This is a genomic window from Variovorax sp. Varisp85, assembly GCF_047304045.1.
In the GTDB taxonomy this organism is placed as follows: domain Bacteria; phylum Pseudomonadota; class Gammaproteobacteria; order Burkholderiales; family Burkholderiaceae_C; genus Variovorax.
Genome location: NZ_JBGLYN010000004.1, coordinates 80,152 through 94,622, shown reverse-complemented (window position 1 = coordinate 94,622; position 14,471 = coordinate 80,152). Strand labels below are relative to the sequence as shown.

At 66.3% G+C, this 14,471-nt stretch carries 14 protein-coding genes and 1 tRNA gene; 7 read left to right on the top strand and 8 right to left on the bottom strand.

The genetic code is table 11. The features are described 5' to 3' along the window. Positions 1–36: 36 nt before the first annotated feature. From ACCC97_RS03365 to ACCC97_RS03345, 5 genes are all read left to right on the top strand, one after another. Positions 37–1,185: a PilT/PilU family type 4a pilus ATPase gene (locus ACCC97_RS03365; protein WP_007832312.1), complete on the top strand. Its 1,149-nt coding sequence runs from the start codon at positions 37–39 to the stop codon at positions 1,183–1,185. Between the two features lie 16 nt (positions 1,186–1,201). Beyond that, positions 1,202–2,380: a succinyl-diaminopimelate desuccinylase gene (gene dapE, locus ACCC97_RS03360; RefSeq protein ID WP_413331576.1), complete on the top strand. Its 1,179-nt coding sequence runs from the start codon at positions 1,202–1,204 to the stop codon at positions 2,378–2,380. Further along, positions 2,377–3,264 (top strand): 50S ribosomal protein L3 N(5)-glutamine methyltransferase, encoded by an 888-nt coding sequence (gene prmB / locus ACCC97_RS03355; protein ID WP_413331575.1) that lies wholly within the window; start codon positions 2,377–2,379, stop codon positions 3,262–3,264. Before dapE ends, prmB begins: the two co-directional genes overlap by 4 nt. Before the next feature lie 126 nt (positions 3,265–3,390). Then, positions 3,391–5,385: an ABC-F family ATP-binding cassette domain-containing protein gene (locus ACCC97_RS03350; RefSeq protein ID WP_413331574.1), complete on the top strand. Its 1,995-nt coding sequence runs from the start codon at positions 3,391–3,393 to the stop codon at positions 5,383–5,385. Positions 5,386–5,413: 28 nt separating this feature from the next. Beyond that, positions 5,414–5,917, top strand: a complete 504-nt coding sequence (locus ACCC97_RS03345) for a hypothetical protein (protein ID WP_413331572.1) — start codon at positions 5,414–5,416, stop codon at positions 5,915–5,917. Positions 5,918–6,104: 187 nt separating this feature from the next. Here ACCC97_RS03345 and ACCC97_RS03340 read toward each other — a convergent pair whose 3' ends face one another. After that, on the bottom strand, positions 6,105–6,338 hold the full coding sequence (locus ACCC97_RS03340; protein ID WP_007832323.1) for an XRE family transcriptional regulator: 234 nt from the start codon (positions 6,336–6,338) through the stop codon (positions 6,105–6,107). Between the two features lie 68 nt (positions 6,339–6,406). Between ACCC97_RS03340 and ACCC97_RS03335 the strand changes: the two genes are divergently transcribed. Beyond that, positions 6,407–7,123 carry a helix-turn-helix domain-containing protein gene (locus tag ACCC97_RS03335; protein WP_007832324.1) on the top strand — a complete coding sequence of 239 codons (717 nt, stop codon included), beginning with the start codon at positions 6,407–6,409 and terminating at the stop codon, positions 7,121–7,123. 44 nt (positions 7,124–7,167) lie between these two features. Here the strand turns inward: ACCC97_RS03335 and ACCC97_RS03330 are convergent, their stop codons facing one another. From ACCC97_RS03330 to tolB, 6 genes are all read right to left on the bottom strand, one after another. Further along, on the bottom strand, positions 7,168–7,359 hold the full coding sequence (locus tag ACCC97_RS03330; protein ID WP_413331571.1) for a hypothetical protein: 192 nt from the start codon (positions 7,357–7,359) through the stop codon (positions 7,168–7,170). 24 nt (positions 7,360–7,383) lie between these two features. Then, a tRNA-Lys gene (locus tag ACCC97_RS03325) sits at positions 7,384–7,459 on the bottom strand. 48 nt (positions 7,460–7,507) lie between these two features. Beyond that, positions 7,508–8,347, bottom strand: a complete 840-nt coding sequence (locus ACCC97_RS03320) for a ThiF family adenylyltransferase (protein WP_413331589.1) — start codon at positions 8,345–8,347, stop codon at positions 7,508–7,510. A gap of 34 nt (positions 8,348–8,381) precedes the next feature. Then, positions 8,382–9,131, bottom strand: a complete 750-nt coding sequence (ybgF, locus tag ACCC97_RS03315) for a tol-pal system protein YbgF (RefSeq protein ID WP_042672779.1) — start codon at positions 9,129–9,131, stop codon at positions 8,382–8,384. Further along, the gene (pal, locus tag ACCC97_RS03310) at positions 9,131–9,649 is read right to left on the bottom strand and encodes a peptidoglycan-associated lipoprotein Pal (protein WP_007829187.1); all 519 of its coding nucleotides are present in this window, start codon (positions 9,647–9,649) and stop codon (positions 9,131–9,133) included. Before pal ends, ybgF begins: the two co-directional genes overlap by 1 nt. 28 nt (positions 9,650–9,677) lie before the next feature. Then, on the bottom strand, positions 9,678–10,904 hold the full coding sequence (tolB, locus tag ACCC97_RS03305) for a Tol-Pal system beta propeller repeat protein TolB (protein WP_007829189.1): 1,227 nt from the start codon (positions 10,902–10,904) through the stop codon (positions 9,678–9,680). Between the two features lie 254 nt (positions 10,905–11,158). Between tolB and msbA the strand changes: the two genes are divergently transcribed. Further along, the gene (gene msbA / locus ACCC97_RS03300; RefSeq protein ID WP_413331570.1) at positions 11,159–12,943 is read left to right on the top strand and encodes a lipid A export permease/ATP-binding protein MsbA; all 1,785 of its coding nucleotides are present in this window, start codon (positions 11,159–11,161) and stop codon (positions 12,941–12,943) included. Here the strand turns inward: msbA and rng are convergent. Continuing rightward, positions 12,940–14,466, bottom strand: a complete 1,527-nt coding sequence (gene rng, locus ACCC97_RS03295; RefSeq protein WP_413331568.1) for a ribonuclease G — start codon at positions 14,464–14,466, stop codon at positions 12,940–12,942. The genes msbA and rng overlap by 4 nt on opposite strands. Positions 14,467–14,471 lie beyond the last annotated feature (5 nt).

The window sequence follows — 14,471 nt, the reverse complement described above, 5'->3', positions numbered from 1 at the left end:
CTTAGAGAAAACAACAGCACCCGAGGAGAGAGACCGATGAACATGATGGAGCGGATTCTTCGTTTGATGGCCGAGCGCAAGGCCTCCGACATCTACCTCTCGGCCCACTCCCCGGTGCTGATCCGCATCAACGGCATCTGCGTGCCGATCAACGCGCAGGTGCTGCCGGCCACCGCGCCGCTCGCGCTGCTGTCCGAGGTGGTGCCCCCCGCCCGCATCCAGGAGCTGGAAAGCACGGGCGAACTCAACATGGCCGTCGCTCTCGAAGGCGCCGGCAACTACCGCATCAGCGCCATGCGCCAGCGTGGCACCTACGCGGTGGTGGTGCGGCACATCGCCTCGACGATTCCAAGCTTTGCCGACCTGAACCTGCCCGACATCCTCAAGACGCTCATCATGGACAAGCGCGGGCTGATCCTGATGGTGGGCGCCACCGGCGCCGGCAAGACCACCACGCTGGCCTCGATGCTCGACTACCGCAACGAGCACGCCAGCGGCCACATCCTGACGGTGGAGGAACCCATCGAGTTCACCTACACCAACAAGAAATCAGTGGTGAACCAGCGCGACGTGGGCAGCGACACCACCTCGCTGCAGATGGCGCTGAAGAACGCGCTGCGCCAGGCGCCCGACGTGATCCAGATCGGCGAAATCCGCGACCGCGACACCATGACCGCCGCCATCGCCTACGCGCAGTCGGGCCACCTGTGCGTGGCCACGCTGCACGCCAACAACAGCTACCGCGCGCTGAACCGCATCCTGAGCTTCTTCCCGGTCGAAGTTCGGCCCACGCTCCTGGGCGACCTGGGTGGCGCGCTGCGCGCCATCGTTTCGCAGCGCCTGCTGCGCACGCCGACCGGCGGCCGCGTGCCGGCGCTCGAAGTCATGCTCAACACCGCGCTGGTGGCCGAGCTGATCGAAAAGGGCGACTTCTCGGGCGTCAAGGAAGCCATGGAAAAGTCGATGGCCGAAGGCTCGCAGACCTTCGAGGAAGACATCGCCCGCCTCATCACCGAAGAGCGCGTGACCCGCGAGGAAGGCCTGTCGCACGCCGATTCGCCCACCAACCTGATGTGGCGCCTGCAGAACCGCGCCGCGCCCAAGCAGCAGGTGGATGACCGCCACCTGACCGACCAGGTCGACGAACCCACCTTCACCGACATCACGCTCGACGTGAAGTTTTGAACCAAGCCTTTTCCCGATGTCCCGTACGCTCCAGCTCGCCGAACAACTCATCTCGCGCCCCTCCGTCACCCCCGACGATGCGGGCTGCCAACAGATCCTCGGCGAGCGGCTGGCGCCACTGGGCTTCACCCTGGAAACCATCGAGAGCGGCCCGGCCGACTTTCGGGTGACCAACCTCTGGGCGGTGCGCCGTCCCACCAACGCGGCTGCGACCAAAACGCTGGTGTTCGCCGGCCACACCGATGTGGTGCCCACCGGCCCTGTCGAGCAATGGACCAGCCACCCTTTCACCCCCACGCATCGCGACGGCAAGCTCTATGGCCGTGGCGCCTGCGACATGAAGACCTCGGTGGCCGCCTTCGTGACCTCGATCGAGGAATTCCTGAAGGCCGTGCCCGACCCGCAGCTCACGCTCGCGTTGCTGCTCACCAGCGATGAGGAAGGCCCCGGCGTCGACGGCACCGTCATCGTCTGCAACACGCTGGCCGCGCGCGGCGAAGTCATCGACTACTGCATCGTCGGCGAGCCCACGGCGGTGGAGCGCTGCGGCGACATGATCAAGAACGGCCGCCGCGGCACCATGAGCGGCAAGCTCACCGTCAAGGGTGTGCAGGGCCACATCGCCTACCCGCACCTGGCGAAGAACCCCGTGCATTCGGTGGCGCCCGCGCTGGCCGAACTGGTGGCCATCAACACCGCGGGCGGCTGGGACACCGCGAGCAACCCCTACTTCCAGCCCACCAGCTGGCAGATCAGCAATTTCCATTCGGGCACCGGCGCAAGCAACGTGATTCCGGGCAGCGCAGTGATCGACTTCAACTTCCGCTTCTCGACCGAATCGACGCCCGAATCGCTGCAGCAGCGCGTGCACGCCGTGCTCGACGCGCACGGCATCGACTACACGCTGGCCTGGACCGTCGGCGGACTGCCCTTCCTGACGACGCCCGGCGAACTGGTCGCGGCCGTGCAGGGCGCGATCCGCGCAGAGACCGGCATCGAAACCGAGCTGTCGACGAGCGGCGGCACCAGCGACGCGCGCTTCATCGCCAAGATCTGCAGGCAGGTGGTCGAACTCGGCCCGGTGAACGCCAGCATCCACAAGATCGACGAGCACATCGACGTGGCCGAGATCGAGACGCTGAAGAACATCTACCTGCGCACGCTGAAGCAGCTCGATGCTGCACTCGCGGCATGAGCACCGTCATCGAGCTGATCGAGTCGGGCGCCAAGCGGCTCGAGGAAGCCGGCGTGGCTTTTGGCCACGGTACCGCCAACGCCTTCGACGAAGCCGCCTGGCTCGTGCTGTGGCGCCTGAAGCTGCCGCTGGACGACCTCGACAGCGTCGCCGACACGCCCGTGTCACCCGCAGAAGCCGGCAAGGTCACCGCGCTGATCGAAGAACGCATCGCCACGCGCAAGCCCGCCGCCTACCTCACGAAAGAGGCGTGGCTGCAGGGCGTGCCCTTCTACGTGGACGAGCGCGCCATCGTGCCGCGCAGCTTCATCGCCGAGCTGATCGCCGACGGTTCCATCGACTACTGGCTCGGCGAGCACACGCGGCGCGTGCTCGACCTGTGCACTGGCAATGGCAGCCTCGCGGTGCTCGCGGCGCTGACCTATCCGGACGTGACTGTGGATGCGGCCGACCTGTCGGCCGAGGCCCTCGAAGTGGCGGCCATCAACGTCACCCGCCACGAGTTGGACGCGCGCGTCACGCTCATCGAATCGGACGGCCTGGCGAACACGCCCGGCCCGTACGACCTCGTGCTGTGCAACCCACCCTACGTGAACAGCGCCAGCATGGCCGCCCTGCCCGCCGAATACCGTGCCGAGCCCGAGCTCGCACTGGCCGGCGGCACCGACGGCATGGATTTCGTGCGCCAGCTGTTCGCCGGCGCGCCTTCCTGCATGAGCGAGCGCGCCGTGCTGGTGCTGGAAATCGGCAACGAGCGCGACTACTTCGAGGCCGCCTTTCCGCAGCTCGAGGTCGTCTGGCTCGAAACCTCGGCGGGCGAGGACCAGGTCTTGCTGGTCACACGGGAGGCGCTGCTGAAATCGGACTTCCGGACGCAGAAGTAATACAAAACCATTTTTTGGTTTTCCTTTTGCGCTCTCTGCGAAATCTTCGCGTCCTCTGCGTCCGGTAACCCGCATTCGCGGCCCCCTTCAGCCCACCCGGGATAATCCCGGCCTAGGCCCATTTTCATGATCACTCTCAAAAACGTCATTCTTCGCCGCAGCGCCAAGGTTCTGCTCGACGGCGCCACCGTCACCCTCAACCCCGGCGAGAAGGTCGGCCTGGTGGGGCGCAACGGCGCCGGCAAGTCGACCCTTTTCGCCCTGCTCAACGGCACGCTGCACGAAGACGGCGGCGACTTCTCGGTGCCCAAGCACTGGCGCATGGCCCAGGTGGCGCAGAACATGCCCGAGACCGAGGAGTCGGCCACCGACTTCGTGGTGGGCGGCGACACCCGCCTGACCGAGCTGCGCGAGTCGCTGGCCGCCATCGAGGCCGCCTACACCGAGAACCCCGACGACGCCGACATCGGCATGGAGCTGGCCCACGCCTACACCGACCTGGCCGACGCAGGCGAGCACGACGCCGTGCCGCGCGCGCAGGCGCTCATCCTGGGCCTGGGCTTCAAGTCGCACGAGCTCGACGAGCCCGTCAACAGCTTCTCGGGCGGCTGGCGCATGCGCCTGCAGCTGGCCCGCGCCCTGATGTGCCCGAGCGACCTGCTGCTGCTCGACGAACCGACCAACCACCTGGACCTGGACGCCCTCGTCTGGCTCGAAGCCTGGCTGCAGAAGTACCCGGGCACCATGATCGTCATCAGCCACGACCGCGAGTTTCTCGACGCCGTGACCGACGTCACCCTGCACATCGCCAACGCCCAGCTCACGCGTTACGGCGGCAACTACAGCAAGTTCGAGGACATGCGCGCGCTGCAGATGGAGCAGCAGCAAGTGGCCTTCAGCAAGCAGCAGGACAAGATCGCCCACCTGCAGAAGTTCATCGACCGCTTCAAGGCCAAGGCCAGCAAGGCCAAGCAGGCGCAAAGCCGCGTCAAGGCGCTGGAGCGCATGGAAAAGGTGGCGCCGCTCCTGGCCGAGGCCGACTTCACCTTCGAGTTCAAGGAGCCGGGCAACATCCCCAATCCGATGCTGTCGATCAGCAACGCGAGCTTCGGGTACGAGATCGAGAACGAAGCGCCCAAGACCATCCTTCGCGGCGTGAGCCGTTCGGTGCTGGCGGGCCAGCGCATCGGCATCCTGGGCGCCAACGGCCAGGGCAAGTCGACGCTGGTGAAGACCATTGCGCGCGAAATGGGCGCGCTGGCCGGCCAGGTCACCGAAGGCAAGGGCCTGAACATCGGCTACTTCGCGCAGCAGGAACTCGACGTGCTGCGCCCGCAGGACACCCCGCTCGAGCACATGGTGCGCATGGCGCGCGAGCTCGGCAGCAGCGTCAAGGAAGCCACCGGCGAACAGGCCCTGCGCGGCTTCCTCGGCAGCTTCAACTTCAGCGGCGACATGGTCAAGCAGCCCGTGGGCACCATGAGCGGCGGCGAAAAGGCCCGCCTCGTGCTCGCGATGATGGTGTGGCAGCGCCCCAACCTGCTGCTGCTCGACGAGCCCACCAACCACCTGGACCTGGCCACCCGCGAGGCCCTCGCCGTGGCGCTCAACGAGTTCGAAGGCACGCTGATGCTCGTGAGCCACGACCGTGCGTTGCTGCGTTCGGTGTGCGACGAGTTCTGGCTGGTGGGCCGCGGCGTGGTCGGCGACTTCGACGGCGACCTCGACGACTACCAGCGCTACCTGCTCGACGAGGCCAAGCGCCTGCGCGAAGAAGCGAAGATGGCGACGCGCGAGGCCGTCAGCATCGCCGCTGCTGCCGCAGCAGCCGCGCCGGTGGCGGCGCCCGCCGCTGCGCAGCAACGCAAGCAGGACGCCCAGGAGCGCCAGCAGCGCAGCGACCAAGCCAAGCCGATCAAGCGCGAGATCGCGCAGATTGACGAGCGCATGGCCGCCGCCGGCACCGAACGCACCGCGCTCGAAGCGCGCCTGGCGCAGCCGCTGCCTCCTGCGGAGATTGCCGAAGCGGGCAAGCGGCTGAAGGCGCTCAACGATGAAATCGGTCGCCTCGAAGAGCGCTGGCTGGCCCTGTCGGACCAGCTCGAAGCCCTGGCGGCCTGACCTGGAACCAGGCAAGGGGAATCACCGGATGCCGTCCGCCATCGACCTGGCCCGGGGTGACGAGAAACTCGTCGCCGCCGTGCACCGCAGCCGCCGGCTCATCACCCGCAAGGCCCTGATGGCCGCCGCCGCCAGCGCCGTGCCCCTGCCCGGCATCGACTGGATGGCCGACGCCGCCCTGCTCTCGCGGCTGGTGCCGCAGATCAGTGCCGAGTTCGGCCTCTCGGTCACCCAGGTCGAAAAGCTCGCGCCCCACCAGCGCGAGCGCATCCAGAAGGCGGCGACCACCGTCGGCGCCCTGCTGGTCGGCCGGCTCGTCACGCGCGACCTGCTGATCCGGCTGGCCAAGCACGCGGGCGTGCGCCTTACCGCCAAGCAGGCAACCAAGTACGTGCCCATCGCCGGGCAGATCGTGTCGGCCGCGCTCGGCTATGCGGCACTGCGCGCGCTCGGCGAGCAGCACATCAAGGACTGTGTGCGCGTCAGCACGACCCTCGCTCTCGCGCCGCCCGAACCGCACGCGAACGCCTGAGCGACTCGCGGTCGAACAGCACCTGCGCCGCCCAGCCTGCACACACCAGTCCGAAGCAACCGGCTCCCGCGACGGCGGGGCGCGCCGCCATCAGCCCGACGATCAGCCCCACAAGGGACAGCAGCGCCAGCAGCGCGCACAGCACGCGATCAAGCCAAAGGCCCGACAGGCATCGTCTGAGCACGGTTTACTCATCGGCTGACGGTTGGCGCAAGGCCCGCGCAGCGGATTTGAGCGCCTCTTCCCGTACCTGCTGCTCGTAGGCAGCCAGCAGCGCAATGTAGTGGCGCGACATCACGTCGCTCACCCGTCCCAGGCCGATCTTGCTGATCGTCGGCTGCGGAATGCCTGTTCTCTGCTCGATCTGCTTCTGCGTGAGCCCCATGGCCCTCAGCGCCAGGACCAATTCGCGTGGCTTCATGGTTTTCTCCCTTTTTCTCATATTCTAAAGTCCAGGAAGAATATTCATCTGAGCTTAAATCCCGCTCGATGGAGACCATTGCCACACGCGCCTTGGCCGCGCGCAAATTCGCCAAGATGACGCAGAAGCAGGCAGAGGCAGCTTCCGGCGTCAAGCAGTCCAGCATTTCCAAGATCGAGCGGGGAGACACCAGCCGATCGATGAGCGTGCTCGCGCTGGCGCGCGCCTACCGTGTCGACCCCAACTGGCTGGACACCGGCGACGGGCCGGCTCCATGGGACGAAGACCAGATCCGCCAGGCCCGCGACAAGGCCAACGAACCGCCTGGCCCCTATCGCGTGACGCGCACTCCGCCGTCGATCCCCTCGTTCAATCCCCGCACTCCCGGTACCGTGCCGCTCATCGCGTGGGCGGATGCCGCCAACTGGGACAGCCTCGAAGTTTCGCAGCAGCCCAGCGCCGAGCGCTGGATCCCCTGCATCGCCCATCACAGCCTTCATACCTATGCGCTGCGCGTGCGCGGCGACAGCATGACCGCGCCCAGCGGCCATCTGAAGAGCTATCCGGCGGAGTCGATCGTGTTTGTCGACACACAACTGAAGACACCCGATGACGGCGAACGCATCATCGCGAAACTCGACGACAGCGGCGAGATCACCTTCAAGGTGTTCAAGGAAGACGACGGGCGCCGCTGGCTGCTGCCGTTGAACCCGACGCACGAGCCGGTGCGCCAAGCCTTCACAGTGCTCGGCACCGTCATCGGCAAATGGGAAGACGAAGACTGAGGCCGTTGAAACGAGATTCCATCAAGGTCAGCTTCCATGCAGGTTCACAGGCGATAGTCATGGCTCTCCCTGTGGCCTGCATTCTCTGATCCTCCCTCCTCCAGCAGGTCACCTTCCAGCCCGCCTTCGTGCGGGCTGTTTTTTTGTTGTTCCAGGTGCGCGCGCTTCGCGTTACCTCGCCGGGTAACTTTGAACGCCGCAAATGAAAAAGGCCGCTGGAAGGCGGCCTTGATCAACGTGTTTTCAGAGGAGAAGGGTTCTGGTAGGACGTACTGGATTCGAACCAGTGACCAACGGATTAAAAGTCCGCTGCTCTACCAACTGAGCTAACGTCCCGGAACCATTTTTTCTTCTAGCCGGTATCGAATCCGGCAAAGCCTAAGATTATAGCGTGACGTTTGAGGCGATTTGGTCGAGAACCCAACCCGCTGCACATTGACCGAAGGTCGCGGTGACGCTGACCACCGATCCGTAGCCATGGCAGTTGAGCGAGCCGTCGCCTTCGATGGCGCATGACGCGTCGGGCGGCGCCACGCTTTCGCGGCTGAAGACGCAGGCAATGCCGATCTTGCGGCCTTCGCGCGGCGCGCCGTGTTCCTTGCGCAGGCGCTGGCGCAATTGCGCCAGCAAGGGGTCGTGCGTGACGAGCGACAGGTCGTCGATGTCGACCTTGTGCGCCTGCCGCTTGCCGCCCGCCGCGCCCACTGTGACGAACGCAGCGCGCGATGAAGAAGATGCACGCGCCCACGCCGCCATGGCCACCTTGGCCTTCACCTGGTCGCAGGCATCGATGACGGCCGTTGCCGGCCCGTTCGCGGCCTGCGCCGCATCGAGCAGCGATGTCCAGTTGCCGGGCTCGACGAAATCGTCGATCGCCTGCACCTTGCATCCGGGGTTGATCTGCGCGATGCGGTCGCGCATGGCTTCGACCTTGGCCTGTCCCACGGTGGCATCGAGCGCATGGATCTGGCGGTTGATGTTCGACTCCGACACGTGGTCGAGGTCGATCATCGTCAGCCGCCCCACCCCGCTGCGCGCCAGCGCCTCGACCGCCCACGAACCCACGCCGCCGATGCCGACGACCAGCACATGCGCGTTGCGGATGCGCGCGGCACCGGCAACGCCGTACAGCCGCTCGAGTCCGCCGAAGCGGCGCGCAAGATCGGGCACCGCGGTGTCGGTGAGGACATCCGCGGCGGTGGGAGGAGTGGTGAAAGCGTCGATGACGATGGCACTCAAGCGCAAGGCTCCGCCGGCATCAACGCAGGCGCGAGAGGCGCTCGCGGCCGGCCTGCGCGGCTTCGGACTGCGGATAGGCCTTGGTCAGGTCTTCCAACGTGCGGCGCGCGGCGCGCGTGTCCTTCAGCTCGATCTGGCAGTTCGCGATCGACAGCACGGCCTCGGGGGCCTTGGCATGGTCGGGCGCGAGCGAGAGCATGGAGCGGAAGTTCGCGATGGCCTCGTTGTAGTTGCGCGTGGCGTACTGCGCATTGCCGAGCCAGAACAGCGCAGAAGCGTTGTAGCCGCTCTGCGGGTAGCGCTTGACGAATTCGGCGAACGCGGTCTGCGCCTGCGCGAACTGGCCCGAGCGGAACACGCCGAGGGCGGCGTCGAAGTCGGCCTTTTCCTTGGGATCGGCGGTGAACTCGCGGCCGTCCACCGATACCTTCGAGGGCTCGCTCTGCTTGAGCTTGTCGTCGATGGTGCTCTGGCGCGACTGCATCTCGCTCAGCGTGCGCGTGAGCTGCTCGTTCTGACCGGTCATGCGGGCGAGGTCGCCACGCATCTGCTCGATCTGGTTCTGCAGGTCGAGCAGGCTGCGGCGCAACTGACCGTTCTCGTCGGTCAGCCGCTGGTCGGTCTGCTGGCGCATGGCCTCGACGCGCTGGCGCAGATCGAGGATGGCGCGGCGAGCCTCGTCATCCTCGAACAGTGCGGCCTGCGACCCCATCGAGACGCAAAGCAGGGCGGCGGCCAGCGCCGCGCCTCGCATGAGAGCGCGTGGCATCACCGGGTGTAGCGGAGTTCGGCGCGGCGGTTCTGTGCCCATACTTCCTCACCCGAGCCCGGGACGGCAGGCTTTTCCTTGCCGAAGCTCACGGCCTCGATCTGGCCATCGCTCACGCCCAGCAGGGTCAGCGCGCGGCGGACGGCTTCGGCACGCTTCTGGCCGAGCGCCAGGTTGTATTCACGCCCGCCACGTTCGTCGGTGTGGCCTTCGATCGAGACGCGGCGCTGCGGATTGGCCTTGAGGAACCTGGCGTGGCCGTCGATCAGCGACTGGAATTCGGGCTTGACGGTGTAGCTGTCATAGTCGAAATAGACGATGCGCGCCACGCCAACCGGACCCTGCGCGGTGCCGGCGTTCTGATCGGCATTGACTGGCGTCACGGTGCTGGCGCCGCCGCCCTGCTGGCCCGCGGTGCCGCGCCCGTCGGTCACGGGCGTGTCGGTGAGCTTGGTGCCCGACGAGCAACCGGCGATGAGAGCCACGATGGCCAGCGAATAAATCGTACGTTTCAACATTTTTTCAAACTCCTCAAATAAACCTTGGTCATTGCTTTTGAAACGGACCCCAGTCCGGTTCCCTGATGTCTCCCGCCTGTCCCGCAAGCCGTGCCTTTATTTTTCCATCGAGCGTGGTCGTCATGAGCGCTTCGCGGCCTTGCAGGTGCGTTGCGTAGACGATCAGCTTGCTGTTCGGGGCAAAGCTTGGACTTTCGTCCGCGGAGGTGTCGGTGATCGCGCTGACGTTGCCGGTTGCCAACTCCATCACATGGAGTTTGAAGGCACCGCCCACGCGGGAGATGTAGGCCAACCACCGGCCATCGCCGCTGACAGACGGAGAGATGTTGTAGGTGCCGCTGAAGGTCACCCGCGTCGGGTTGCCGCCGCTGGCGCTCATCTTGTAGATCTGGGGCGCACCGCCGCGATCGCTCACGAAATAGATGGTGCCGCCGTCGGCCGAGTACACAGGCTCGGTGTCGATGCTTGCGCTTTGCGTCAGGCGACGCGGTTCGCCGCCGCCGGCCGGGATGGAGAACAGCTGCGAGCCGCCGTCGCGGCTGAGCGTGACGGCGAGCGAATTGCCGTCGGGCGCCCAGGCCGGTGCGCTGTTGGAACCCTTGAAGTTCGCAAGCAGCCGGCGCTGGCCGCTGGCCACGTTGTGCACGTACACGACCGGCTTGCGCGATTCGAAGGACACGTATGCCAGCTGCTGGCCATTGGAGGACCAGCAGGGCGAGATGATGGGTTCGGGGCTGGCGAGCGCGGCTTGTGCGTTCTCGCCGTCGGCATCGGCCACCCACAGCGAGTAGCGGCTGCCACCCTTGGTGACGTAAGCGATGCGGGTCGAGAAGATGCCCTTTTCGCCGGTCAGCTTCTCGTAGACGTAGTCGGCAATGCGGTGCGAGGCAAGGCGCAGGTCGCCTTGCGGCACGGTGTAGCTCTGGCCACCGAGATCCTGCCCCTTCACCACATCCCACAGGCGGAACTTCACGTCGAAGCGGCCGTCGCCCAGCCGGGTGACGCTGCCCACCACGAGCGAGTCGGCGGTGCGCTGGCGCCACAGCGACAGGTCGGGACGGGAGGCTTCGTCCAGCGCCTGGCCCGAGGCATCCACGCCGCGGAACTGGCCGCTGCGTTCCAGGTCGGCCTGGACGATGTCCGAGATCTTCTGGGGCGAGCCTTCCTGGCCCTTGAAAGGAACGAGCGCGATCGGCAACTGCGTGAGCCCGACGCCCGACACCTCGACCCGGAACTGGGCCAGTGCAGGAATCATGGGGGTGGCAGCGAGGGCCGCAATGAGAGTGCGGCGTGCAAAAAGTGATGAAGAAGGAGTTGGAATTGGAGTTGGCAACGGCTTGTTCATGCGATTCGGAGAGGTTTCCGGGTAAAAAGTTCTCCCCGGCTTTGTCGGGCCACATGTTACACACTGGCTTGGGGCGGCCGTCACAAAACGTTTATCGAGCGGCGCGGTCCTACAGAAGCAACCGCGGCAAGCGCTGAACAAGGCCCCCCGTAGAATCCGCCGCCATGCAAGCATCCCCCGGCGGCGAGAACGCCCGCCCTCCCCTGATGCGCCGTCTGGCGCGACTCATGACCTGGTTTGGCGGTTCGCGCCAATGGTGGGCCCTCGGACTGAGCGGGGCGATGCTGGCTGCAATCACCGAGCCGCTAATGGCCGCGCTGTTGAAGCCACTGCTCGATCGCGGCTTCACGCGCGGCGAAATGCCCCTGTGGTTCGTGCCTGCCGCCGTGCTGCTGCTGTTCGCGGTGCGCGGCATCGCCCAGTTCATCTCCCAGTACGCCCTGTCGCGCATCGCCAACGAAGGCATGCAGAAGCTGCGACGGGTGCTGTTCGAGCACCTGCTCGGCGCCGAACTCGCGCTGTTCGCGCGCCAATCGGCCAGCACCCTGTCGAACACGGTGGTCTACGAAGTGCAGACCGGCGCAATGCTGCTGGTGCAGGCGCTGCTCGGCCTTTCGCGCGACGGCTTCACGCTCATCGCGCTGCTCGGCTATCTGGTTTACCTGAACTGGAAGCTCACCCTGATCGTCGCATTCCTCGTGCCCAGCATCTCTTGGATCATGAAGGTGTTCTCCAAGCGGCTGTACCGCCTCACCCAGCAAGGCCAGCAGGCCACCGACGAACTGGCCTACGTGGTCGAGGAGAACGTGCTCGCCCACCGCGTGGTGCGCCTGCACGGCGCGGAAGGCGCGCAGGGCCGCCGCTTCGAACAGCTGAGCCAGCGCCTGAACCGTCTGGCCGTGAAGTCGACCATCGCGCAGGCGGCCACCACGCCGCTCACGCAGATGATGGCGTCTCTCGCGCTGTCGGTGGTGGTGATGATCGCGCTCTGGCAAAGCGGCAAGCAGGGCTTCACGGTGGGCGGCTTCGTTGCCTACATCACGGCCATGCTGATGCTGATTGCGCCGATCCGGCGCCTCGCCGAAGTGGCCGGCCCGATCACGCGCGGCCTCGCCGCACTGGAGCGCGGGCTGGTCCTGATCGACAACGTGGCACCGGAGTCGCAGGGCACGTTCCAGGTCAAACATGCGGAAGGACACATCGAGCTGCGCAATGTGCAGGTCAGCTACCGAGGCGAAGACGAACAACGCGCGCTCGACGGCGTGAGCCTGACCATCGAGCCCGGCCAGGTGGTCGCATTCGTCGGCCCCTCGGGTTCGGGCAAGACCACGCTGGTCAATCTGCTGCCCCGCTTCGTTCAGCCCAGCGGCGGCCAGGTGCTGCTCGATGGGCACGACACCAGCGAATGGCAACTGAAGAGCCTGCGCGCCCAGTTCGCCATGGTGAGCCAGGACGTCGTGATGCTCAACGAGACGCTGGCCGCCAACGTGGCGCTGGGCGCAGAGATCGACCGCGAGCGCGTGCTGCAGTGCATCGCGGCGGCCAACCTCAGTGCGCACGTCGAAAGCCTGCCCCAGGGCATGGACACGGTGCTCGGCCACAACGCCACACAGCTGTCGGGCGGCCAGCGCCAGCGCCTCGCCATTGCCCGCGCGCTGTACAAGAACGCCCCCGTGCTGCTGCTCGACGAAGCCACCTCGGCCCTCGACACCGAGTCCGAGCGGCTGGTTCAGGACGCCCTGCAGCGCCTGATGCAGAACCGCACGACGCTGATCGTGGCCCACCGCCTCTCGACCATCCAGCACGCCGACCGGATCATCGTGATGGAGCAAGGCCGCATCGCGGAGCAAGGCAGTCACGCACAGCTCATGGCGCTGGACGGGCTCTATGCGCGGCTGCAGACACTGGCCGTGCGCAGCGCCACGCCGGGGCAGGATCCGACGCTCTAAAGCAGCACGATGTCGTACTGCCCCTGCCCGATCGCGGGCTCGGACTGCAGCGAAATCGGCTTGCCGATGAAGTCGCTCAGCCCCGCCAGGTGCTGGCTTTCCTCATCGAGGAACAGCTCGATCACCTGCGGCGACGACACGATGCGGAACTCGCGCGGCGTGAACTGCCGCGCCTCGCGCAGGATTTCGCGCATCACGTCGTAGGCCACGCTGCGTGCGGTCTTCACGATGCCCTGCCCGCCACAGGCCACGCAGGGCTCGCACAGCATGTGCGCCAGCGATTCGCGGGTGCGCTTGCGTGTCATCTCGACCAGTCCGAGCTGCGAGAAACCGCCGGCCGTGGTCTTCACTCGGTCGCGCGCAAGCTGCTTGCGGAATTCCGCCAGCACCTGCTCGCGGTGGTCGTCGCGGCCCATGTCGATGAAGTCGACGATGATGATCCCGCCCAGGTTGCGCAGCCGCAGCTGCCGTGCGATGGCCTGTGCCGCCTCGAGGTTCGTCTTGAAGATGGTGTCGTCGAAGTTGCGCGCGCCGACGAAGCCGCCGGTGTTCACGTCCACCGTAGTCAGTGCCTCGGTCTGGTCGACCACCAGGTAGCCACCCGACTTGAGCTCGACGCGCCGGCCCAGCGCCTTCGCGATTTCCTCGTCGACCGAATACAGATCGAAGATCGGCCGCTCGCCCCTGTAGTGCTGCAGCTTGCCGGCCGCCTTGGGCATGAACTCGAGGCCGAACTTCAACAGCACCTCGAACTGCTCGCGCGAATCGATGCGGATGGTCTGCGTTTCCTCGCTGGTCATGTCGCGCAGCACGCGCTGCAGCAGGCTCAGGTCCTGGTGCAGCAGCGACATCGGCGGCATGCGCATCGATGCCTCGCGGATGCGCGACCAGGTCTTGCGCAGGTAGGCGATGTCTTCGGCCAGTTCGGGGTCGCTGGAATCTTCGCCGTTGGTGCGCAGGATGAAGCCGCCCGTGTTGACGGGCACGACGCCGCCGCTGTCGGCAGCCGCGGCCGCCTCGATCAGCGCGAGCATGCGGTTGCGCAGCGACTCGCGCTGGTCCGACGGAATCTTCTGCGAAACGCCGATGTGGTTGTCCTGCGGCAGGAACACCAGCAGCCGACCGGCAATGCTGATCTGCGTCGACAGCCGCGCGCCCTTGGTGCCGATGGGGTCCTTGATGACCTGCACCAGCAGCGACTGGCCTTCGAACACCTGCTTCTCGATCGGCACCATCGGGCCGCCGTTGCGATGGTCGCGCTCAGGCGCCGGTGCGCTGGGCCGCGAGCCCGGCGTGAACGGCGAGACGATGTCGGCCACGTGCAGGAAGGCAGTGCGCTCCAGGCCGATGTCGATGAAGGCCGACTGCATGCCCGGCAGCACGCGCGACACCTTGCCGAGGTAGATGTTGCCGACGAGTCCGCGCTCGAGCGTGCGCTCGACGTGCAGCTCTTGCACCGCGCCGTGCTCGACCAGCGCCACACGGGTCTCCTGCGGAGACCAGTTGATCAGGATGTCTTGCATGGAAT